At 65.2% G+C, this 22543-nt stretch carries 21 protein-coding genes; 9 read left to right on the forward strand and 12 right to left on the reverse strand.

From position 1 onward, the window contains the following. The first annotated feature begins 336 nt into the window (after positions 1-336). Positions 337-894 carry an invasion associated locus B family protein gene (locus XH91_RS32365; protein ID WP_164938315.1) on the forward strand — a complete coding sequence of 186 codons (558 nt, stop codon included), beginning with the start codon at positions 337-339 and terminating at the stop codon, positions 892-894. A 13-nt stretch (positions 895-907) separates the two neighbouring features. On the opposite strand, the gene XH91_RS40150 is transcribed toward XH91_RS32365, so the two are convergent. Together XH91_RS40150 and XH91_RS32375 are read right to left on the reverse strand one after the other, a co-directional pair. Then, positions 908-1090, reverse strand: a complete 183-nt coding sequence (locus XH91_RS40150; protein ID WP_164933572.1) for a DUF5615 family PIN-like protein — start codon at positions 1088-1090, stop codon at positions 908-910. Positions 1091-1157: 67 nt separating this feature from the next. Beyond that, positions 1158-1382, reverse strand: coding sequence for a DUF433 domain-containing protein (locus XH91_RS32375; protein ID WP_128954364.1), 225 nt, complete (start codon positions 1380-1382; stop codon positions 1158-1160). Positions 1383-1543: 161 nt separating this feature from the next. Here XH91_RS32375 and tldD point away from each other — a divergent pair, with 161 nt between their 5' ends. Genes tldD through XH91_RS32395 form a run of 4 tightly spaced genes read left to right on the forward strand, consistent with a single transcriptional unit; the run spans position 1544 to position 4675 of the window. Further along, complete coding sequence (tldD, locus tag XH91_RS32380) at positions 1544-2971, forward strand: metalloprotease TldD (protein WP_128954365.1); 1428 nt, start codon at positions 1544-1546, stop codon at positions 2969-2971. Next, positions 2968-3744 (forward strand): signal peptidase I, encoded by a 777-nt coding sequence (lepB, locus tag XH91_RS32385; RefSeq protein WP_128954366.1) that lies wholly within the window; start codon positions 2968-2970, stop codon positions 3742-3744. Before tldD ends, lepB begins: the two co-directional genes overlap by 4 nt. Before the next feature lie 9 nt (positions 3745-3753). Continuing rightward, positions 3754-4101, forward strand: a complete 348-nt coding sequence (locus tag XH91_RS32390) for an MmcQ/YjbR family DNA-binding protein (RefSeq protein WP_128954367.1) — start codon at positions 3754-3756, stop codon at positions 4099-4101. A gap of 7 nt (positions 4102-4108) precedes the next feature. Beyond that, positions 4109-4675, forward strand: coding sequence for a nucleotidyltransferase family protein (locus tag XH91_RS32395; protein WP_128954368.1), 567 nt, complete (start codon positions 4109-4111; stop codon positions 4673-4675). A 111-nt stretch (positions 4676-4786) separates the two neighbouring features. On the opposite strand, the gene XH91_RS32400 is transcribed toward XH91_RS32395, so the two are convergent. The 3 genes from XH91_RS32400 to XH91_RS32410 all read right to left on the reverse strand — a co-directional run bounded on the left by XH91_RS32400 (position 4787) and on the right by XH91_RS32410 (position 7469). Next, positions 4787-5380 (reverse strand): PAN domain-containing protein, encoded by a 594-nt coding sequence (locus XH91_RS32400; protein WP_128954369.1) that lies wholly within the window; start codon positions 5378-5380, stop codon positions 4787-4789. Between the two features lie 118 nt (positions 5381-5498). Continuing rightward, entirely contained in the window at positions 5499-6869 is a 1371-nt protein-coding gene (locus tag XH91_RS32405; RefSeq protein ID WP_128954370.1) for a glutamate--cysteine ligase, read from the reverse strand. 102 nt (positions 6870-6971) lie between these two features. Beyond that, positions 6972-7469 (reverse strand): MarR family winged helix-turn-helix transcriptional regulator, encoded by a 498-nt coding sequence (locus XH91_RS32410; protein ID WP_128954371.1) that lies wholly within the window; start codon positions 7467-7469, stop codon positions 6972-6974. Positions 7470-7595: 126 nt separating this feature from the next. Between XH91_RS32410 and gstA the strand changes: the two genes are divergently transcribed. After that, a complete protein-coding gene (gene gstA, locus XH91_RS32415; protein ID WP_128954372.1) occupies positions 7596-8210 on the forward strand; it encodes a glutathione transferase GstA in 615 nt (204 codons plus the stop codon). 155 nt (positions 8211-8365) lie between these two features. Here the strand turns inward: gstA and XH91_RS32420 are convergent, their stop codons facing one another. The 4 genes from XH91_RS32420 to XH91_RS32435 form a co-directional block, all read right to left on the reverse strand. Next, a complete protein-coding gene (locus XH91_RS32420; protein WP_128954373.1) occupies positions 8366-10576 on the reverse strand; it encodes an FAD-dependent oxidoreductase in 2211 nt (736 codons plus the stop codon). Positions 10577-10753: 177 nt separating this feature from the next. Then, positions 10754-11962: an acetyl-CoA C-acetyltransferase gene (locus tag XH91_RS32425; RefSeq protein WP_128954374.1), complete on the reverse strand. Its 1209-nt coding sequence runs from the start codon at positions 11960-11962 to the stop codon at positions 10754-10756. A 48-nt stretch (positions 11963-12010) separates the two neighbouring features. Continuing rightward, entirely contained in the window at positions 12011-13801 is a 1791-nt protein-coding gene (locus XH91_RS32430; RefSeq protein WP_128954375.1) for an acyl-CoA dehydrogenase C-terminal domain-containing protein, read from the reverse strand. A 33-nt stretch (positions 13802-13834) separates the two neighbouring features. Continuing rightward, positions 13835-14218, reverse strand: coding sequence for a nuclear transport factor 2 family protein (locus tag XH91_RS32435; protein ID WP_128954376.1), 384 nt, complete (start codon positions 14216-14218; stop codon positions 13835-13837). A gap of 186 nt (positions 14219-14404) precedes the next feature. Here XH91_RS32435 and XH91_RS32440 point away from each other — a divergent pair, with 186 nt between their 5' ends. Continuing rightward, entirely contained in the window at positions 14405-14992 is a 588-nt protein-coding gene (locus tag XH91_RS32440; RefSeq protein WP_128954377.1) for a PadR family transcriptional regulator, read from the forward strand. 362 nt (positions 14993-15354) lie between these two features. After that, the gene (locus XH91_RS32445) at positions 15355-18870 is read left to right on the forward strand and encodes a tetratricopeptide repeat protein (RefSeq protein WP_164933535.1); all 3516 of its coding nucleotides are present in this window, start codon (positions 15355-15357) and stop codon (positions 18868-18870) included. 147 nt (positions 18871-19017) lie between these two features. Here the strand turns inward: XH91_RS32445 and XH91_RS32450 are convergent, their stop codons facing one another. Both XH91_RS32450 and XH91_RS32455 read right to left on the reverse strand, forming a co-directional pair. After that, positions 19018-19791 carry an MBL fold metallo-hydrolase gene (locus tag XH91_RS32450; protein ID WP_128954379.1) on the reverse strand — a complete coding sequence of 258 codons (774 nt, stop codon included), beginning with the start codon at positions 19789-19791 and terminating at the stop codon, positions 19018-19020. 11 nt (positions 19792-19802) lie between these two features. Then, positions 19803-20711, reverse strand: coding sequence for a DMT family transporter (locus XH91_RS32455; RefSeq protein WP_128954380.1), 909 nt, complete (start codon positions 20709-20711; stop codon positions 19803-19805). A 98-nt stretch (positions 20712-20809) separates the two neighbouring features. Between XH91_RS32455 and XH91_RS32460 the strand changes: the two genes are divergently transcribed. After that, on the forward strand, positions 20810-21670 hold the full coding sequence (locus XH91_RS32460) for a LysR family transcriptional regulator (protein ID WP_128954381.1): 861 nt from the start codon (positions 20810-20812) through the stop codon (positions 21668-21670). 163 nt (positions 21671-21833) lie between these two features. On the opposite strand, the gene pdeM is transcribed toward XH91_RS32460, so the two are convergent. Next, on the reverse strand, positions 21834-22505 hold the full coding sequence (gene pdeM / locus XH91_RS32465) for a ligase-associated DNA damage response endonuclease PdeM (RefSeq protein ID WP_164933536.1): 672 nt from the start codon (positions 22503-22505) through the stop codon (positions 21834-21836). Positions 22506-22543 lie beyond the last annotated feature (38 nt).

Consider the following 22543-nt stretch of genomic DNA (forward strand, 5'->3'; position numbering starts at 1 on the left):
GAATTGGGGCCAGATCGCTAGAACGCCGAAATCAAGCCTCTCAAACCATAATTCTTGATCTATCGCAATGCAGTCTTAAGGCCCCTCTGTCAGCGATCACCCGCAAGATATTTCCTAGTAACATCAGACAAAAATACCGTTTCCCGGGATGCCGCGGCTTGACAGCCGGATTGCCCGCTGTAGGCACAGGCGCAGGGCCCCGCAGGAACCTGATTCGTGGCGGCAATGGCGGCCAAGGCGGCGCGGAATTTGCTTGTGAATTGCCTTCAAGACGCCGTCATTCCCGTATCAGTCCTCCAGCGCGAACGACCCGAGCGAGCAGAGGGACCGACCCCGATGGGGCTTTCGAGATGCATGGCTAGATCGGCTCCAAGATCGGCCCTATGGCCGGCTGACCGCCTCACGGCGCTGATCTGTCTTCTGGTCGCTGGCCTTTTCCTTGCCTTACCCGGCCTTGCCCATGCGCAGGGCGCGGTGCGCTCCGTTCATGGCGACTGGCAGATCCGCTGCGACACCCCGCCGGGCGCCCAGGCCGAGCAATGCGCCCTGATCCAGAGCGTGGTGGCGGAAGACCGCTCCAATGCCGGCCTCACCGTGATCGTGCTGAAGACCGCCGATCAGAAGAGTCGCCTGATGCGCGTGGTCGCCCCCTTGGGCGTGCTGCTGCCCTCCGGCCTCGGGCTGAAGCTCGACAACCAGGATGTCGGCCGCGCCGGCTTCGTCCGCTGCCTGCCCAATGGCTGCGTCGCCGAGGTCGTCATGGACGACAAGCTGCTCGGCCAGCTCCGCAGCGCCAAGACCGCCACTTTCATCATCTTCGAGACGCCCGAGGAAGGCATCGGCTTCCCGCTCAGCCTGAACGGGCTCGCCGAGGGCTATGACAAGCTGCCGTAGGGGCTGCTCCGACTTAGTAAATCTCAAGGCACACGGTGCTATCGTCGGCCTCGAAGGACTGAATCGTCGTCACGTGTCGGCGAAGCAAAGCGGCAATCATCGCCGTCGTCTGATTGCCAGTTCGAATCCAAACCACTTTGGGCGGAGAACCCAGCAGGCTCGCCATCTCCGCAAAATCGACATCTTGGGTGACGATCGCGAAGCCATTTGCCTTTGCGAACTCCCAAAGCGCACGATGCTGAGATTCTGATCGAAAAGCAGCTTCATATCGGCGCGGTCACCAATCGCCTCTCGCGGTCAGCAGCATAGGCCAGGCAAGCGCGGATATCGTCGTCCGTCAATTCGGGGAACTCATCAAGAATTTGGGCATGAGTCTGACCAGCAGCCAGCCAGCCGAGCACGTCCGCTACTGCAATCCGCATGTGCCGGATGCAGGGCCGCCCTCCGCGCTTTCCGGGTTCTATGGAGATGATATCCCGGTAATTCATGCAGGTAGCATACCATTGATCGGCATCCGATGCAGCACCTGCGTCAGGGGGGGGGCCGACGTCCAGCTCAGATCCTGTCGTTTCCGTAATGTGACGGCCCCCTCGCGGAACCGGTCCGAAACCATTATCTTGCCTCACATCCCCCGATAATGGACGGACGCATGACCAACCCTGCCACAACCTCCCTGCTCGACCGCGCCAATCTCGACCGCGACCTGGTTCGCAGCGAGGTCGCGCGCGGGCTCTCCGGTGCCGATGACGGCGAATTGTTCCTGGAATACAGCCAGACCGAAGCGCTGATGTTCGACAATGGGCGGCTGAAGCAGGCGACCTACGACACCTCGCAGGGTTTTGGCTTACGCGCCGTCAAGGATGATGCCGTGGGCTACGCCCACTCCTCCGACGTGTCGCTGCCGGCGCTGATTCGCGCCGCCGATGCGGTCGCGGCCGTGCGCGGCGGCTATTCCGGCAGCTTTGCCGCGCCGCCTCCGCACACCAATGTGCGCCTCTATGGCGATGAAAACCCGCTGGACGCACCAGGCTTCGAGACCAAGGTAAAACTGCTCGCCGAGATCGACGCCTATCTGCGCGACAAGGATCCGCGGGTGCGGCAGGTCAGCGTCAGTCTCGGCGCGACCTGGCAGGTGGTCGAAATCCTGCGGCCCGACGGCGAGAGCTATCGCGACATCCGCCCGCTGGTGCGCGTCAACATCTCCGTCGTCGCAGGGCAAGGCGACCGCCAGGAGAGCGGCAGCAAGGGCTATGGCGGCCGCGCCGGCTATGCCGAGTTCATCGAGACCAAATCGTGGCGCGATGCCGCTGACGGCGCGTTGCGCGAGGCCTTGGTCAATCTGGAATCGATTCCCGCTCCCGCGGGCGAAATGGACGTCGTGTTGGGCGCGGGCTGGCCCGGCGTGATGCTGCACGAGGCGGTCGGGCACGGCCTCGAGGGCGACTTCAACCGCAAGAAGACATCTGCGTTTGCCGGCCTGATGGGCCAGCAGGTTGCAGCCAAGGGCGTCACAGTCGTTGACGACGGCACCATTGCCTCACGGCGTGGCTCGCTGTCGATCGACGACGAGGGCACGCCGACCAACCGCACCGTGCTGATCGAGGACGGCATGCTGGTCGGCTACATGCAGGACCGCCAGAATGCGCGGCTGATGAACATGAAGCCGACCGGCAACGGCCGTCGCCAGGGCTATGCCCATGTGCCGATGCCGCGCATGACCAACACCTACATGCTCGCGGGCGACCGCGACCCGGCCGAAATTCTCGCGTCGGTGAAGAACGGCGTGTTTGCCGCGAATTTCGGCGGCGGGCAGGTCGACATCACCTCGGGCAAATACGTGTTCCAGTGCACCGAGGCCTACAAGATCGAGAACGGCAAGCTGGGCGCGCCGCTCAAGGGCGCCATGCTGATCGGCAACGGGCCGACCGACCTGCATCGCATCCGCATGATCGGCAACGATCTCGCGCTCGATACCGGCATCGGCACCTGCGGCAAGAACGGCCAGGGCGTGCCCGTCGGCGTCGGCCAGCCGTCGCTTCTGATGGAACGCATTACGGTGGGTGGAACGGGCGCATGAGCGTTGAGAAGGTAACTGCCGCTCCCAAGCGGAAGAGCTCCGGCTGGGCCGGCCAGTTGATGCAGCTTGCCGGCATCGTCGCCGCCGTCTTCATCGCCAAGGGCGCGCTCGCTGAGCCGTTCTACGTGCCGTCGGGCTCGATGGAGCCGACGCTGCTCATCGGCGACGCGCTGCTCGCTTCGAAATTCCCCTATGGCTATGGCACCTCCTCGCTGCCGATCCAGATCAACCTGCCGGAAACCGGCCGCGTCTTCGCCGAAACCCCGAAGCAAGGCGACGTCGTCGTGTTCCGCTGGCCCGGCGACCGCTCGCAGGCCTGGGTCAAGCGCGTCGTCGGCCTTCCCGGCGACCGCATCCAGATGCGACAGGGGCAGCTCTTCATCAACGACCGTCCCGCCGAATTGAAGCCCGACGGCGTTGGTGCCGCCGAGGACGACAATGGCGGCAGCGAGCCGGCCTACCGTTACGTCGAGACACTGCCGAACGGCGTCTCGCATCTGATCTTCAAGATGCGCGATAACGGTCCGCTCGATAACACGCCCGAGGTTACAGTGCCGCCCGGCCATCTGTTCGTGCTCGGCGACAACAGGGACAATTCGGCCGATAGCCGCGTGCCGCTGCGCTCCGGCGGCGTCGGCCTTTTGCCGGTCGACAATCTGGTCGGCCGTGCCGATGCCGTGCTCGGCTCCTGGGATCTCGGCATGCGCGGCCAGCCGGTCTGGACCTGGCTCTCCGGCTTCCGCCTCGCGCGGTTCTTCACTGCCGTGCACTGAAGTGGGCTCATGACCTTCGACGACGTCAGAAAATTTGCGCTGACGTGGCCGGAGGTCGAGGACGGCACCTCCTACGGCACATCAGCTCTGAAGGTGCGCAAGAAGTTGCTGGCGCGCCTGAAAGAGGATGGCGACAGCCTGGTGATGCCTGACGTGCCGATCGACGAGCGCGCGATGCTGGTCGAGAGCCAGCCGAAGATCTTTTATTTCACCGATCATTACGCAGACTATCCGATCGTGCTGATCCGCCTGTCCGAGGCGAAGCGCGCGATCGTGGAGCCGCTGTTGCGGCGGCGCTGGCGCGTGCTGGCATCGAAGGCGGTGCGGGCGGACTATGATGCGCGCGCAAGCAAGTGACTGACTCATGGATGAGGCCCGCTTCCTCGCGATGGCGCTGACGAACCCGGTCAACGTCGCGATCCTTGACGAGCTTCATCGGCTCGCGCTGCCGGATGCGTGGCTGGTGTCGGGATGCCTGGTGCAAACGGTGTGGAACGTGCTCACGGGCCGCGCCGTCGATCACGGCATTGCCGATTACGACATCTTCTATTTCGACCCCGATACCTCCTGGGACGCGGAGGACGCGGTGATCCGCAAGCTGCAAGCGCGGCTCGATCATCTCGGCGTCAAGATCGAAACGCGCAACCAGGGCCGCGTGCACCTGTGGTACCCGGCCAAGCATGCCCTGCCCTATCCGCCGCTGTCCTGCGCGACTGACGGCATCGACCGTTTCCTGACGCGGAACACGCAAGTGGGCGTGAGGCGTGCGGACGATGGCTTCGTCGTTTATGCACCACACGGGCTTGACGATGTCGCAGGCCTGATTGCGCGTCCCAATCCGGGCCCGAATTTCTCGGCGGCGAATTACATGGCGAAGGCGGCGAGATGGAAGGCGCTATGGCCGGAGCTGACAGTGATTGCCGCGCAGTGAGCTGCCGTGGGGTGGATTAGCGAAGCGCAATCCACCACCTTCGATTCCGTGGAGACAGACAGTGGTGGGTTACGCCTTCGGCTGACCCACCACGGAATCACGACACCTTTCCTACCTGACCACACCCGACGTGAACCCGGCCTTCCGCCGTGGCGGCTTGATATCCTTTTTCAGGAAGCAGCGCGCCTCGCGCCCGGTGTAGCCGGGGCGGGCATAGGTGAAGGCGCGGCACTTGTTGTCGGCGACACAGGCGGCCTTGCAGGCCTCCTCGCCCTCGCCTTCCTTGAGGTCGAAATTGCGCAAATCGCCGCCGGGGCGGTCGATCGAGGTCTCGACGCCCTCGACGCGCGGCTCGATCACGCCGGCACCGCGCACCCCGGAGATGCAGCAATTGGCAGGCTGTCGCGGCGGCACGGTATTCTTGAGCCAGCACACCGCCGCGGCTCCATCGACATCAGGATAGCTGAAGCTCCAGGCGCGGCAGCGACGATCACGCTCACAAAGCAGCGCGCAATCCTCGGGATCACCCGACGTGACCGGCGTGCTGAAATAATCGCCGCCGGGACGGTCGAACGCCGTCTGGGCGCGCGCAGGGACGCTCGCAAAGGCGAGCGCGAGCAGCGCGGCACAGGCCACGGCACAAGCCAAAGCCCTTGCCATCATGACCTTTGCCATGACGGCCCCAGGCAGGCGGCCCTTCCCCATCGGAACAGCTTTCGAGTTATTGACGGCGCTCAGGTTTTTCGGCCGGTCATTTGATCGCCGCAAACCTGTACGGGCGATGAACGGCCTAGAACCTGGTCGTTGGCCTATTTGCCTAGAGCTAGAACGCGTATTCCGCGTAGGCCGGTTCCACCGAGCCGTTCCAGGCGCCGTTGAACTTCTCGAGCATCTCCTCGGCCGGTGTCCGGCCAGAATCGATGATGCGATCCAGCGGCTCCAGATGCCGGGTTTCGTCGCGGCCGATGGCGTCGATGCGGCCGCGGCGACGCAGGCCCGCATGTGCCAATACGAGGCATTCCTTGGCGATCTCGAACAGATAACGGTCCTTGATCCGGGCCTTGAAGCCGAAGCGCGGCACATCGTCACGCAGCGCCTGGCGCTCATGTGCGGTCCAGTGTTTCACCATGTCCCAGGCCGCATCGAGCGACACATCGTCATAAAGCAGCCCCACCCAGAACGCCGGCAGTGCCGGCAGCCGGCCCCAGGGGCCGCCGTCGGAGCCGCGCATCTCGAGATAACGCTTCAGCCGCACCTCGGGAAAGATCGTCGAGAGATGATTGGCCCAGTCCGACAATGTCGGACGCTCGCCGGGGAGATTGTTGTTGCGGCCGTCGAAGAAAGCGCGGAACGAGGAGCCCGACACGTCGATATATTCGTCGCCGCGCTTGACGAAGTACATGGGCACGTCGAGCGCGTAGTCGACATAGCGCTCGAAACCCATGCCGTCCTCGAACGCCCACGGCATCATGCCTGACCGCGCATTGTCGGTGTCACGCCAGATCTCGGAACGGAACGACAGGAAGCCGTTCGGCTTGCCTTCGGTGAACGGCGAATTGGCGAACAGGGCGGTCGCGACCGGCTGCAGCGCCAGCGAGACGCGCAGCTTCTTGACCATGTCGGCTTCGGAGGAGAAGTCGAGATTGGTCTGCACCGTGCAGGTCCGGTACATCATATCGAGGCCGTATTGCCCGACCTTCGGCATGTAGTTGGTCATGATCTTGTAGCGGCCCTTGGGCATCACAGGGATGTCGGCGCGCGACCAGGACGGCGTCATGCCGAGGCCGAGGAAGCCGATGCCGAGCGGGGTCGCGATCTCGCGCACCTGCGCCAGATGCGCCATCAGCTCGCTCTGGGTCTGGTGCACGTTCTCGACCGGCGCGCCTGACAGCTCGAACTGCCCGCCGGGCTCGAGCGAGATCGCCCCGCCTCCGGTAACGTCATAGAGACCGATGATGTTGCCCTTCTCCATGATCGGCTCCCAGCCGAGCAGGAGCTTCATGCCGTCAAGCAGCGCACCGATGCCGCGTGCGCCTTCGTACGGCACCGGACGGTGACCTTCGAGCGTGAACGGCGTCTTCTCGTGCTCGGTGCCCATGCGGAATTCGGACGGGTCCTTGCAGCCGGCCTCGAACCACGCCACGAGCTCGTCGCGCGATTGCAGCGGCGTCATATCGATCTGGTCTCGCGCCATATCAAACTCTAATCAAAACGGCGCTTCGATCGAAGGCGCGCAGGTGACGGGGATGGTCCGCGAACCCCCAGGGGTGCACGGACGAGCTGGTTTGCCGTGCGGTCATCGCGACGGCGTGGTTTCGTTGACGTTGACGACGGGCGGCAGCTTCATCTCGCCGCACGAGCACCCCAGCCGGTCGAGCAGACCGCTGAGCTTGACGGCATCGGCATCGGAGAGTTTCGAGCCGACATATTTCTCGATCGCAGCCGAGTAGGCGCCCCACATCCGCTTCTGCAACTCGCGGCCGGCCTCCGTGATCTCGACGAACTGGCCGCGCTTGTCGATCTTGCATTCACGCCGGGAGGCGAGCCCCTCGTCGACCAGGCGGTCGATCAGCCGCGAGGTGGAGTATTGCGGGATCAGCATCTGCCGCTCGAGTTCCACCGGCCGTAATTCGCCGCTCGGCGCGCGCGACAATTCCAGCAGCGCGTCGTACCATGCCAGTGGCGGGTAGCCGGCCTTCTTCAGGTCCTGCTCCACGCAGTCGAGCACGCGGCTCTGCACCCGCATCAGGCGGATCCAGGCACTGGTGGCCTCGGTTGATGGTTTGCGTTTCATGGTCCCGCTCAAGCTCGTCGTCCGCTTCTTACCCCACTCGATGCACCTGCATCAATCTTGACTATTGGATGCAGATGCATGTAGGCGTTCTTTCGCCCCAACCAAGCGTCAAGAGGAGGAAATTCCATGAAACTGTATTACTCGCCCGGCGCCTGCTCGCTGTCCCCCCATATCGCGCTTCTGGAGGCCGACCTGCCCTATGAGCTGGTCAAGGTCGATCTCCGGGCCAAGAAGCTCGAAAACGGTGAAGACTATCTGAAGGTCAATCCGAAGGGTCAGGTCCCCGCGCTGGGCCTCGATAACGGTGAGATCGTGACCGAAGGCCCGGTCATTGTCCAGATGATCGCCGACAAGGCCCCGGCCAAGGCGCTGGCACCCGCGCGCGACAGTTCCGAACGCTACAAGCTGCTCGAATGGCTGAACTTCCTCACCTCCGAGGTGCACAAGAGCTTCGGCCCGATGTTCGCGCCGGCGCTGAACGACGAGGCCAAGGCCTTCTTTAAAGACCGTGTCATGGGCAAGCTGAAGCACATCGACAGCCAGCTCGCCGGCTGCGACTACCTCATGGGCAAGCAGTTCTCGGTCGCCGACGGCTACCTCTTCACCATGCTGACCTGGGGTGACCGGATGAAGTTCGACCTCTCGGCGATGCCGAACCTGACCGCCTACAAGGCCCGCGTCGCGGCCCGGCCGAAGGTGCAGGAAGCGCTGACGAAGGAAGGGCTGGCGCAGGCGAAGTAAGTCCGCACAGGACGCAAACACACGAAAGGCCGGATCGACGATCCGGCCTTTTTGGTTTCTTGCGTAGCCCGGATGGAGCGAAGCGCAATCCGGGGTCTCTGCCTCCAGCAAGATTGTCCCGGATTTCGCTGCGCTCCATCCGGGCTACAAGTGCCTCAGGCCGCGGCTTTCTTCGGCGCGAAACGGCCGTAGAAGGTCTCGCCCTTTGCCGCCATCTCTTCCAGCAGCTTCGGCGGCGTGAAGCGCGAGCCGTACTTCGCCTCGAGCTTGTGGCAGAGCTCGACGAACTTCTTGGGTCCCATGAAGTCGATGTAGGACAGCGTGCCGCCGGTGAATGGCGCGAAGCCGAAGCCGAGGATCGAGCCGACATCCGCTTCACGCGGATCGGTGATGACGTGATCCTCGACCGTGCGTGCGGCTTCCACGGCCTGCACCACGAGGAAGCGCTGCTTCAATTCCTCGACGTCGAGCGTATCAGGATCGAGCTGCTTCGGCTGCAGCGCCGAGAGGCCCGGCCACAGGCTCTTCGAGCCCTTGCCCTCGGGATAGTCGTAGAAGCCCTTCTTGTTCTTACGGCCGAGGCGGCCCTGCTTCTCGACCATCTCGACCATCAGCTTCTTCTGATCGGGATTGATGGCGTTGGGGCCGAGATCGGCTTCGGTCGCCTTCATGATCTTGAGGCCGAGGTCGAGCGCGACCTCGTCCGAGAGCGAGAGCGGGCCGACCGGCATGCCGGCCATCTTGGCGCAGTTCTCGATCATCGCCGGCGGCACGCCTTCGAGGAACATCTCGTTGCCCTCGGCGACGTAGCGGCCGACGCAGCGGTTGGCGAAGAAGCCGCGGCTATCGTTCACAACGATCGGCGTCTTGCCGATCTGGCGGACATAATCCAGCGCGGTCGCGAGCGCGACATCGCCGGTGTTCTTGCCCTTGATGATCTCGACCAGCATCATCTTCTCGACCGGCGAGAAGAAGTGGATACCGACGAACTTGCCCTGGTCCTTGAAGCTCTCGGCCAGCGAAGTGATCGGCAGCGTCGAGGTGTTCGAGGCGAAGATCACGTCGGGCTTGAGATACTCCTGCGCCTTGGCAAACGTCTCCGCCTTGACCTTGCGGTCCTCGAACACGGCCTCGATGACGAGGTCGACGTCCTTCAGCGCAGCATAGTCCGCGGTCGGCGTGATGCGCGCGAGCAGCTTCTCGGCATCATCAGGCTTGGCGCGGCCCTTCTTGATCTGATCCTCGATCACCTTCTGCGCATGGGCCTTGCCCTTGTCCGCGCTCTCCTGGTCGCGATCGATCAGGACGACGTCGAGGCCGGCACGGGCCGAGACGTAACCGACGCTCGCGCCCATGAAGCCGGCGCCGATCACCGCGATCTTCTTCACCTTGGTCGCGGGCACGTCCTTCGGACGGCGCGCGCCCTTGTTCAGCTCCTGCATCGACAGGAACAGGCTGCGGATCATCGCCGCCGCTTCCTTCGAGCGCAGCACCGAGGTGAAGTAGCGCGACTCGACGCGGAGTGCCGCGTCGATCGGCAACTGCAAGCCTTCATAGACGCAGCTCATGATCGCGCGCGCGGCCGGATAGTTGTCGTAGGTCTCGCGGCGATAGATGGCATTGCCGGCCGGGAACATCATCATGCCGGCCTTGGAGAACACCGGGCCGCCGGGCAGCTTGAAACCCTTCTCGTCCCAGGGCGCGACCGCCTTGCAGCCGCCCTTGATCCACTCCTTCGCGGCCTTGATGAGGTCAGCAGCCGGAACGATGGCGTGAATGAGGTTCAACGCCTTCGCCTTCTCGACGGTGACCGGATCGCCCTTGAGCAGGATCGTCATCGCATCCTGCGGCGGCACCAGGCGCGGCACGCGCTGCGTGCCGCCGGCGCCGGGGAACAGGCCGACCTTGACCTCGGGCAGGCCGAGACGCGTCTTGGGATTCTCTGCGGCCACGCGGTAGTGGCAGCACAGCGTGATCTCAAAGCCGCCGCCGAGCGCGAGGCCGTTGATCGCCGCGGCCCACGGCTTGCCTGACGTTTCGATCGAGCGCAGCACCTGCGAGAAGCGGCGGCTCTGCTCGAACAGCATCTGGTTCGCGGCGGTCTCGCCCTGCTCCTTGAAGACCTTGGCGTAGGCCTGGTTCATGCCCTCGAGCATGGACAGGTCAGCGCCGGCGCAGAAGGCTTCCTTGGCGGAGGTGATGACGACGCCCTTCACGGCGGCGTCGGCCGTGGTTGCCTTGACGATCGCATCGAGTTCGCTGGTCGAGGTCTCGTCGAGCACGTTCATCGAACGACCCGGAATGTCCCAGGTGACCAGCGCGATGCCGTCAGCGTCGGTCTCAACCCTAAAGTTCTTGTAAGCCATGTTGGTTGCTCCTCTGTGCCGCAGCCGATTTCAGGCGCGGCGGTTGACTGTGGTTTCGTAGGGTGGGTTAGCCGAAGGCGTAACCCACCGCTTGGCTGTCCACGCGGAGAGAGAAGAGGTGGGTTACGCCGAGCAGATGCACTTCGTGCATCTGCAGGGCTAACCCACCCTACATTCTTAGACGCGCTCGATGATGGTCGCGGTGCCCATGCCGCCGCCGATGCACAGCGTGACCAGGGCGGTGGACTTGTTGGTGCGCTCGAGCTCGTCGAGCACGGTGCCCAGGATCATCGCGCCGGTGGCGCCGAGCGGATGACCGAGTGCGATGGCACCGCCATTGACATTGATCTTGGCGTTGTCGATGTCGAAGGCCTGGATGTAGCGCAGCACGACCGAGGCAAACGCCTCGTTGAGCTCGAACAGATCGATGTCGGACTTCTTCATGCCCGAGCGCGCGAACAGCTTTTCGGTGACGTCGACCGGGCCGGTCAGCATCATCGCCGGCTCCGACCCGATGTTCGCGAACGCACGGATTTTGGCGCGCGGCTTCATGCCGTACTTGGCGCCCGCTTCCTTGCTGCCGAGCAGTACGGCGCCGGCGCCGTCGACGATGCCCGAGGAATTGCCGGCGTGGTGCACGTAGTTGACGCGCTCGATCTCGGGATGCGACTGCACTGCGACGCCGTCGAAGCCGCCCATCTGCGCCATCATCGTGAACGACGGCTGCAGCTGCGCCAGCGACTGCATCGTCGTCGAGGGACGCATATGCTCGTCCTTGGCGAGGATTGTGAGGCCGTTGATGTCCTTCACCGGCACCACCGACTTGTTGAAGCGACCCTCGTCCCAGGCCTTGCCGGCGCGCTGCTGGCTCTGCACGGCATAGGCGTCGACGTCGTCGCGCGAGAAGCCGTATTTGGTGGCAATCAGATCGGCCGAGACGCCCTGCGGCATGAAATAAGCCGGCACCGCCATCGACGGGTCCATCGGCCAGGCACCGCCCGAGGCGCCGATGCCGACGCGGCTCATGGATTCGGCGCCGCCGCCGATCACCAGATCATGCTGGCCGCTCATGACCTGGGCTGCAGCAAAGTTCACGGCATCGAGGCCGGAAGCACAGAAGCGGCTGATCTGCACGCCGGGGACGGCTTCGCCGAGACCGGCCTTCAGCGCGGCAAAGCGCGCGATGTCGGAGCCGGCCTCGCCGACCGGATCGACCACGCCGAGCACGACGTCGTCGACGGAATCTTCCGGAAGGTTGTTGCGATCCTTCAGCGCCTTCAGCGGCACGGTGGCGAGCGCCAGCGCCGTGACTTCGTGCAGCGCGCCGTCCGCCTTGCCGCGGCCGCGCGGGGTGCGAACGTGATCGTAGATGAATGCCTCAGGCATGACGCCCTCCTGATCTGTTGTTCGAATTCTATTGGTACGGAAGCAGGCTCAGAACGCTTCCGCCGGCAATTCCATGATGGTGGCGCAGCCGGACTGGATGCGCGCGAGATTGGCCGCGGTCTCCGGCAACATCCGCTCCATGAAGAAGCGGCCGGTGACGAGCTTGGTCGAGAGATAGGGCGTCGCGCCGCTCTCGGCAATCTTGGCGTTCGTCACCTTCGCCATCTTGGCCCACATGTATCCGAGCGCAACGAAGCCGAAGAGATGCAGGTAATCGGTTGCGGCGGCGCCCGCATTGTCAGGCTTCATCATCGCGTTCTGCATCAGCCAGGTGGTGGCCTGCTGGAGATGGCCGAGCGAGGTCGAGAGCGGCGCGATGAAGGGCTTGAGCGCCTCGTCGCCGCCATTCTCCTTGGCGAAGGCCATGACCTCGCCGAAGAAGGCCATGATGGCGCGGCCACCGTCGCGCGGAAGCTTGCGGCCGACGAGATCGAGCGCCTGGATGCCGTTGGCGCCTTCATAGATCATGGCGATGCGGGCATCGCGCACGAACTGCTCCATGCCCTGCTCGGCGATGTAGCCGTGGCCGCCATACATCTGCTGCGCCTGCACCGCATTGGCGAAACCATAGTCGGTGAGGAAGCCCTTCAGCACCGGCGTCATCAGGCCCATGTGATCGTCGGCGGCCTGACGGTCCTTCGGGTCCTCGGAGCGATGGGCGACGTCGCTCTTCAGCGCGGTCCACATCACGAAGGCGCGCGCGGCCTCGTTGAAGGCGCGGATCGAGAGCAGCGTGCGGCGCACGTCGGGATGCACGATGATCGGGTCGGCCGGCTTGTCCGGCGCCTTCACGCCGGTGAGCGAGCGGCCCTGCATGCGCTCGCGCGCATAGGCGACCGCGTTCTGGTAGGCGACCTCGGACTGCGCGAGGCCCTGCACGGCGACGCCGAGGCGGGCCTCGTTCATCATCACGAACATGCCCTGCATGCCCTTGTTCTCTTCGCCGATCAGCCAGCCGGTGGCATTGTCGTAGTTCATCACGCAGGTCGAGTTGCCGTGGATGCCCATCTTGTGCTCGATCGAGCCGCAGACGACGCCGTTGCGGGCACCGACTGAGCCATCCGGATTCACGAGGAACTTGGGCACCACGAACAGCGACACGCCCTTGATGCCGGCGGGCGCGCCCTCGATGCGGGCGAGCACGAGGTGGATGATGTTGGAGGCGAGGTCATGCTCGCCGGCCGAGATGAAGATCTTGGTGCCCGTGATCTTGAAGCTGCCGTCGGCCTGGCGCACCGCCTTGGTGCGGAGCATGCCGAGGTCGGTGCCGCAATGCGGCTCGGTCAGGTTCATGGTGCCGGTCCATTCGCCGGCGACCATCTTCGGAACGTAGGTCTGCTTCTGCTCCGGCGAGCCATGAACGATCAGGGCGGCGGTCGCGCCCATGGTGAGGCCGCCATACATCGAGAACGCCATGTTGGCGGAGATCTGGAATTCGTTGACCGCCTGGCTGAGCGTCACCGGCAGGCCCTGGCCGCCGAACTCGGTCGGCGCCGACAGGCCGAGCCAGCCGCCCTCCGCCACCTGCTTGAAGGCGTCCTTGAAACCCTTCGGGGTGGTGACGCTGCCGTCGTCCGCGCGCTTGCAGCCTTCGAGATCGCCGACGCGATTGAGCGGCTGCAGCACCTCTTCGGCGAGCTTGGCGGCTTCGCCCAGAATCGCCTCGCGCACGTCGCTCGAGGCATCGGAGAAGCCGGCGAGATTGTCGTAGCGGTCGATCTGGAAGACGTCGTTGAGCAGGAAGTTCACGTCTTCGACGGGGGCTTTGTAGATCGGCATGATGGTCTCCCGGCAAGCCTTGGTGATGCTGATTTAGGATTGGGCGGCGAGCTGCTCCGCCATCAGGCGATGCAGCATGTTGATGGCCTTGAGCGGACGCACCATCACCTTGAAATGGGTGATGCGTCCCTCGCCATCGAAGGTGATGATGTCGACGCCGTTGATCTCGATGCCGTCGATCATGGTCTTGAATTCGAGCACGGCGCCGTCAGCGCTCTTCCACTCGCCGACATAGCTGAAGCCGGGACCGCCGAGCACCTTCTCGGCACTGGCGAGATATTTGAAGGTGATGTCGCGTCCGCGCTGCGGGGTGTGCACGACCGGGCTCTCGAACACGGCGTCGGGATGCAGCAGCTCCCACAACGCCTTGGTGTCGTGGGACGTCATGTAGGCGTACCAGGAGTCGAGGCCGGTCATTGTCAGGTGCCTCCCAAAGGGCTTTGGCAAAAACGCGAAAACAACCCCATGCACAGTAGCGAAAACAGGAATGCCCAGGGGTCTTCTTCCGGGGGTCTGGAGCCCACCTCATATGCACATTGACGCATATGCGTCGATGCGCATAAAGTCAAGCTGGTTGGTTAATGCGACAGGGAGGCAGGTCACATGGCGCTGGGCGACGCGATCCTCGCATGCCTGACGGAACGTCCGATGACGGGCTACGAGCTCGCCAAGACGTTCGATTCCTCGATCGGCTTCTTCTGGAAGGCCGACCACCAGCAAATCTACCGCGAGCTCTCCAAGCTGCGCGACCGCGGCTACATTCAGGGCCGCGAGGTCGTGCAGACAGGCAAGCCCAATAAGCTGATTTATACGCTGACTCCGGAAGGCCGAACAGCGCTGCGGCACTGGGCCGCGCGGCCGAGCACGCCGCCCTCGATCAAGGACGATCTGCTGGTCCGGCTGCATGCGCTCGACAGCATCGACATCGACCCGATCCGCACCGATCTGATGGACCGGCTGGAGCACCACCGCGACCGGCACGAGAACTACGAGAGGATCCTGAAGAAGCGTTTTCCCGATGGCACCGCGTCCGATGTGCTCGACCTCGGCAATCTCCTGCTGCTGCGCCTCGGCGCGCGGCACGAGCAGATGGTGGCCGACTTCTGCGAGGAGGCGCTCGAGGCGCTGTCGGCGATGTCAGGCAAGGGCACGGTGGTGCCGCTGGAGGACGGCAAGCGGGAGAAGGGCTGAGGCTGGCGGCGCCGGCTTCGCCAAGCACTCGACTGTCATCGCCCGGCCTTGACCGGGCGATCCAGCACTCCGAGACGGCGCGGCTGGAATCGAGAAGCTGCGGCGTACTGGATGCTCCGCCTTCGCGGGGCATGACACCGGTTGTTGGGTTGCCGGACGCGCGCCACGCCTACCCCCCAGGTTCCCGCCGCCCAACTTTAAGACACCGGCGACGACTTCCTTAACCCGTTATTTACCGTAACAGGAAAAAGTCTGACTTCGAGGCAGACGACCCGCGCCAAATCCGATTGTCTTTGCAACTGGCACGCGTGGGGAGACTGGAGGCGTCGGGTGGGGCGCCGGAGTCGGAACCGGACAGAGTCATGAATTCGCGCGTATCGTGGAGTGTTGACGGCATCGATCCATCCGTCCGAGAGCGGGCCGAAGCTGCTGCGCGCCGTGCCGGCATGTCACTCAACGATTGGCTGAACTCCACGCTCGGCGAGACGGCCTCGCCGAACTTTCGCGGGCCCTACGAGCAGCCGCGCCAAGACCAACGTCAGGATCAACGTCAAGATCCGCGTTCGCAGCAGATGCAGAGTCAGGAGAGTCGCGAAGTCGCTGACATCCATCAGCGGCTCGACGCCATCACCCAGCAGATCGAACGGATTTCAAAGCCCGCCGCCCCGCGTCAGGACTCTTCTCGTGAAAGAGACGTCTCGCGCGAGCAGGGCGTCGCCCGCCAGCTCAACGATGCGATCTCGCGGCTCGACGCCCGCCTGTCGCAGATCTCGCGGCCCCAGCAAGCGCAGCCGCAGCAGCCTCCGGCGGCGCGCCCGGCGCCTGCGCCCTCTCCCGTTGAAACGCGCCATCGCCAGGCCGATGCGGTCGAGCGCGCGGCGGCGCAGGTCTATCGCAATTCGCCTCCCTTGAGCCCCGCGTCGTTCGACGTCGCCGTTGCCGAGATCACCGCGCGCCAGAGCGAGCTCGACGGATTCGCACCGCGGCAGGTGCCGCCGCGCGCCGCGCCGTCGATCGCGCCCTCCGCGGCTCCCTACGCGCCCCCCATGACACCCATGGCGGCGCCGCCCGCGCCTGCCTATACTCCGCCGCCACCGCAAGCGGGGCCGGATTTTTCCTCGCTCGAGCGCCATCTGCTCAAGATCACGAGCCAGATCGAGTCGCTGCAGCGGCCGGACCAGACCGAGCAGGCGATCAACGGCTTCCGCGCCGAGCTCGCCGAGATCCGCAACGCCATCACCGAGGCGATGCCGCGCCGCGCGATCGAATCGATCGAGAACGAAATCCGCTCGCTGCACCGTCGCATCGACGAGACCCGCTCCAACGGCACCGACGGCCAGGTGCTGTCGGGCATCGAGCACGCGCTCTCCGACATCAAGCAGGTGCTGCGCACGCTGACGCCGGCCGAGCAGCTCACCGGCTATGACGAGGCGATCCGCAACCTCGGCGCCAAGCTCGATTTGATCCTGCGCGCCAATGACGATCCGTCGACGGTGCGCCAGCTCGAGGGCGCGATCTCGGCGCTGCGCGGCATCGTGTCCAACGTCGCCTCCAACGAAGCACTGGCACGCCTCTCCGAGGACGTGCAGCTGTTGTCGTCCAAGGTCGACCAGGTCAATCGCGCCTCGGACCGCGGCGACAGCTTTGCGGTGCTGGAGCAGCGCATCGCCGCGCTCACCGCGGCGCTGGAAACGCGCGAGCGGCCGCAACCCGCCGAGAGCACCGAACATCTGGAAGCCGCGATCCGCGCGCTGTCCGACCGTTTCGACCGCATGCAGGTCGGCAACGACTCCGCCTCGACCTTCGCGCATCTCGAGCAGCGCGTCTCCTATCTCCTGGAGCGGCTGGAGGCCGCCTCGGATCAGCGCGGCGGCAATTTTAGCCGTGTCGAGGACGGGCTGCACGACATCCTCAGGCATCTGGAGCGCCAGCAGGCGACCTATTCCGCCCTCGCCGAGAGCCGCAATGCGGCGCCGTCGCCCGATTCCGGCATGGTCGACCTCGTCAAGCGCGAGCTGTCCGACATCCGCTTCAGCCAGGCCGAGACCAACCGCAGCACCCAGGATTCGCTGGAGGCCGTGCACAACACGCTCGGCCATGTCGTCGATCGCCTTGCCATGATCGAGGGCGATCTGCGCGCGGTGCGAACGGCACCGCCGGCCCCTGCACCACAGCCGATGACAGCGCCCATGCCGGCGCCGATGCCGATGGCGGCTCAGCTCGAGCCGGCGCCGATGGCACGCGAGCAGCGGCCGGCTCAGCCGCAGCAGCCGAAATACGATCCGAAGCCCGAACTGCCGAATCCCGCCGCCCAGCAGCATCCGCAATCCGGCTTCGTCGCCGCGCCGCGCGAATTTCACGCCGCCGCGCCTGCAGCGCCGCCGCCGCCGATGGCACAGCAGGTCGCACCACCTTTGCCGCCGCGCGCGATCAGCGAGATCCTCGAGCCGCACACGGCCCCGGTGCGCGCCGCGATCGCGCCCGAACTGCCGCCGGATCATCCGCTCGAGCCCGGCACCCGTCCGAGCGGTCGCCCCGCCACGCCGTCCGAGCGCATCGCTGCGTCCGAAAGCGCGATCAGCGAAATCCCGGCCGCACCGAAAGAGCCGGTGTCGTCGTCGAGCTTCATCGCGGCCGCGCGCCGCGCCGCGCAGGCTGCCGCCGCGCAGCCGCCCGAGAAGCCCGCCCGCGGCGTCAAGGCCGCGATCGCAGCGCGTACCAAGGACAAGGCTCAAGGCAAAGCACAGGCCGCAGGTTCGGAAGGCGGCTCGACCATCACGTCGAAGATCCGCTCGCTGCTGGTCGGCGCCAGCGTGGTCGTGATCGTGCTTGGAACGTTCAAGATGGCGATGAACCTGCTCGACGGCGGCAGCCCGCCGCCGGCGCCGCAGGCGATGGAGAATACGAGCCAGCCGGCGCCACAGGCGCCGCCGCCGGTCGAGAGCAAGCCGCCCGAGCAGGTCACCCCGTCGATGACCTCGCCGACGCCGATCGGCAAGCAGTCCCTGAACAATGCCGCGCCGGCGGCCGGCAGCACGGCTTCGGTCGAAATTCCGCCCGCGCCCGCCGCGGCAGCGCCGCCGCCCGCGGCGAACAGCGACGTCACCGGTGCGCTGTCGGGCACGAGCCGCGCGCGGCTCGGTGTCGTCCAGATCCCGCCGAGCGAGAAGCTGCCTGACGGCATCGCCGGTCCCGCCCTGCGCGTCGCCGCGATGAAGGGCGATGCGACCGCGGCCTACGAGATCGGCGTGCGCTTTGCCGAGGGCAAGGGCGTCGCTGCAAATTACGACGAAGCCGCCAAGTGGTACGACCGCGCCTCGCAGGCCGGCGTGGTGCCCGCGACCTTCCGCCTCGGTACGCTCTACGAAAAGGGCATGGGCGTGAAGAAGGACGCCGACATCGCCCGCCGCTACTACACGCAGGCGGCCGAGCGCGGCAACGCCAAGGCGATGCACAATCTTGCGGTGCTCGACGCCGACGGCGGCGGACGCGGCGCCAATTACAAGAGCGCGGCGCAGTGGTTCCGGAAAGCGGCCGACCGCGGTGTCGCCGACAGCCAGTTCAACCTCGGCATCCTCTACGCCCGCGGCATCGGCGTGGAGCAGAACCTCGCCGAATCCTACAAATGGTTCAGCCTGGCTGCCGCCCAGGGTGATGCGGACTCATCGAGCAAGCGCGACGACGTCGCAAAACGCCTCGACCCGCAATCGCTCGCCGCCGCCAAGCTCGCGATCCAGACCTTCAGTGCCGAGCCGCAACCCGACGACGCCGTCAACGTCCCGACACCCGCAGGCGGCTGGGACAGCGCCCCGCAGGCCGCCGCCAAGCCCGCGCCGAAGCCGGTCGCGACGAAGAAGTCGGCGTCAGCGGCGCGTTGATTTAAGATGCCATCTCCTTTGGTCGTCGCCCGGCTTGACCGGGCGACCCAGTATTCCAGAGACCTTCGTCGGATAGCCCGCTCTCACAACGACCGCTGCGGCGTACTGGCTGCCCCGGTCAAGCCGGAGCATGACAGTGGAGCAAGATCACGGCGCCTCAACCACCGTCGGCACGCCGGGCTCCAATAATCGCAGCCGCGTTCCGAAACCCAGCACATCAAAGGTCTTGCGCAGGTCCTCGCCGTTCTGGCGGAAATGGGCCCAGCCTTCGGTGTGCACGGGCACGATCATGGCGTCCGGAAACGCACGCGCGGTTTCGATGGTGTCGTTGGTGTCCATGGTAAGATGGAACGGGCCGCGCGTTTGCGCGGCGCCGGCGAACGGCATCACCACGCCGCATTTGAAGCGGCGCGCCACTTCGGCAACGCCGTCGAACCAGGTGGTGTCGCCGCTGATATAGACGGGACGCGTATCTTTCCGGCTGGACTGCACCACGAAGCCGATGACGTCGCCCGACAGCGGCTCGATGCCGGCAGGGCCGTGACGCGCCGGCGTCGCGGTGATGGTCAGCGTGTTGCCGTCATCGTCCTTCAGATGCGCGGTCGCCCAGGGCGCGAGGCCCTCGACGTGGCCGCCGAGACGTTTGGCACCGGCCTCCGTGGTCAGCGCGCGCGGTGCCTTCAGCAGATAGTCGCGGCCGGAGGTGTCGAGATTGTCCGAATGCTGGTCGTGGCTGAGCAGCACGGCATCGATGGGGCCGATCGCATCGGCCTTCATCGCAGGACCGACGGTCTTCTCCAGCTTCACATGCGGCAATTGATAAGCGCCCGGCGCATCGAAGGTGGGATCGGTGAGCAGGCGAAAGCCGTCGATCTCGATCAAAGCGGTGGGGCCGCCGATCAGGGTGATGGAAACAGGCATGGGAACTCCTCCTACGCCACTGGCTTTGCGGGGCGCGTCACCAGGTAAATGCCGAGCGCCACCGGAATGATCCCCAGCAAGTCGCGCGCTTCGACGTGTTCGCCGAGCACGAGATAGGCGAACAGCATGCCGAGCGGCGGCATCAGGAAATGATAGGCACTGGCCGCGGTCGCGCCACACACTTTCAGGAGATGAAACCAGAGCCAGTAGGCGAGGATCGAGCCGCCGAGCACGAGGAAGGCGAAGGCGCCGATCAGGCTCGGGGTAAAGTCGATCGCGTGGATATCGGCGAAGGTCAGCGCGACCGGCGTCAGCACGATGCCGGCGGCGAGGTTCTGCACGCCATTGCCGATCCACAAACTGCCCTTGGGCGCGAACAGCTTGAACAGGATGGTGCCTGATACGATGGAGGCGAGCGAGGCCAGCGTGAAGAGAATGCCGTGCAGCGAGTCGGTGCCGACCGCGAGGCGGTGCCAGACGATAGCCGTGACGCCGACGATGCCGAGCAGGAGGCCGCTCGCCTTGCGCAGAGTTATGCCCTCGCCGAGCAGCAGCGCGGCGAGCGCCGCCGTGAACACCGGATTGGCCGAGACGATCAATCCGCCGAGGCCGGCGGAGACCGATTGCAGCCCGGTGTAGCCGAGCCCGAGATAGAGTGCGTTGTTGGCAATGCCGATAATCGCGAACATCAACGCATCACGCCACGACAGCGACCAGTCGCCGCGGATCAGCGTGGCGCCAAGGATCAAAATGCCGGCGAGCGAGAAGCGCGCGGCGAGCAGGATCAGCGGCGGGCAATGGGTGACGCCGATCTTGCCGGCGACGAAGGCATAGCTCCAGAGCAGGCAGAACACGCCGATGGCGAGCGGCAGGGTGTTGAAGCGGCTTTGAGGAACCGAAATTGAGGGCGCGAGGGACATGTGGGCATTCTCCTGAGCTCTCGATCTAGGGACCCGGCTTGCCATTTGGAAATTAAATGATTAACTCGCCATCAGTGGATTTTCGAATGGAGTGATCCATGCTCGATCTGGAGCTTCTGCGCAGCTTCGTCTCGGTGGTCGAAGCCGGCGGCTTCACCCGCGCCAGCGAGCGCGTTCACCGCACGCAATCGACCGTCAGCCAGCAGATCAAGCGGCTGGAGGAAGATGTCGGCCAGGTGCTGCTGCACCGGGACGGCAAGGACGTGCGCCCGACCGAGGCCGGCGAGCGCCTGCTCTCCTATGCGCGGCGATTGCTGGCGCTTGCCGAAGAGGCGCGCGACGTGCTGCGCGAGCCCGACGGCGGCGCGGTCCGGCTCGGCATTCCCGAGGATTTCGCGGCGTATCGTCTGGCAAAGCTGCTGGGCGCGTTCTCGCGCTCGCATCCGAACCTGCGGCTCGATGTGCGCGCCGACCAGAGCAAGAACCTCGCCCGCGATCTCGAGCGTGGCGAGCTCGATCTCGCGCTGTTCAAGCGCGAGGCCGGCGGCAAGGATGCGATCGCGGTGTGGCCGGAGGAGGTGCACTGGGTCACCAGCAAGAGCCATCCTGTCGACGTCAATGCGCCGTCAGTGCCGCTGATCGGCTTTCCGCTCGGCTGCCTCTACCGCGCCGGCGCCATCCACGCGCTGGAGAGCGCCGGCCGCGCCTGGCACATGTCCTACATGTCGTCGAGCCTCGCCGGCATCCAGGCCGCGGTCGCCGCCGGCATGGGGCTGAGCATTCTGTCGGAGATGTCGATCCAGTCAGATCACCGCGTGCTGACCGCGAAGGACGGCTTCGCGCCGATCAACAAGACCGAGGTGGCTCTGATGGCCGCGCCGAATGCGAGCTCGGCGACGTTGCGGCTGGCGGATCGGCTCGCGGAGTTTTGCGAGGACGTGCAGGCGAAGGCGGCGTGATGAAGCTTCGTAGGGTCGGTTAGACTAGCCCTGCGGTTGCGCAACGCGCAATCGCTCGGCCTAACCCACCACTTTAGTTTCCGCAGAGACAGAAGTGGTTGGTTAGCCAAGCAGATACGCTTTGCGCATCTGCTTGGCTAACCAACCCTACGAACCACTTGCTTCAATAACACCGCGACGCTGCGATCGCGTGGACGCGGCGGTCGCCGAGCAGATGGGCGACGAAGCCGTTCTTCGGAAAGATCTTTGCGAACGCTACGTCGCGGATGCTGAGGCCGCCGGCATAGGCGCCGAAGGCGGGCATCACGGCGCGCATTCCGTCGCTGGCGAAACAGCGCCGCTCCATCGAGCGGCCGCGCGTGGAGATTCGGGCCTTGGGATGGAGATGACCGGCAATCTCGCCAGGCGCGCCTGATGGCTCGTGGCGGAAGGTGATCGGTCCAACAGCGACTTCGTCGGCGACGGTGCCGCCGAGATCGCGCGGCAGCATCGGATCGTGATTGCCCGAAATCCAGATCCAGTCGCGGCCCGTTTGAAGCGCGGCGACGGCGGCGCGGTCATCGGCGGACAGGCGCTCATGGGCCGAGCGGTCGTGAAAACTGTCGCCGAGTGCGATGACCGTCTTGGGATTATGGCGGGAGATGGCAGCAGCGAGGCGGCTGAGCGTTGCCAGCGTGTCGTAAGGCGGCAGCAGCACACCACGCGTGGCGAAGCTGGAACCCTTTTCCAAATGCAGATCGGAGACGACAAGCAGGCGCTGCTCGTCCCAGTACAGCGCGCCGGAGAGATCGGCGGCGAAGGTCACATCGCTGATGCTGACCCTGGAAACGCGCATGTCCTCGACATCCTCCGATACTCGCGCGCCTGTCGTCA

The sequence above is a fragment of the Bradyrhizobium guangzhouense genome, assembly GCF_004114955.1.
GTDB classification, from domain to species: domain Bacteria; phylum Pseudomonadota; class Alphaproteobacteria; order Rhizobiales; family Xanthobacteraceae; genus Bradyrhizobium; species Bradyrhizobium guangzhouense.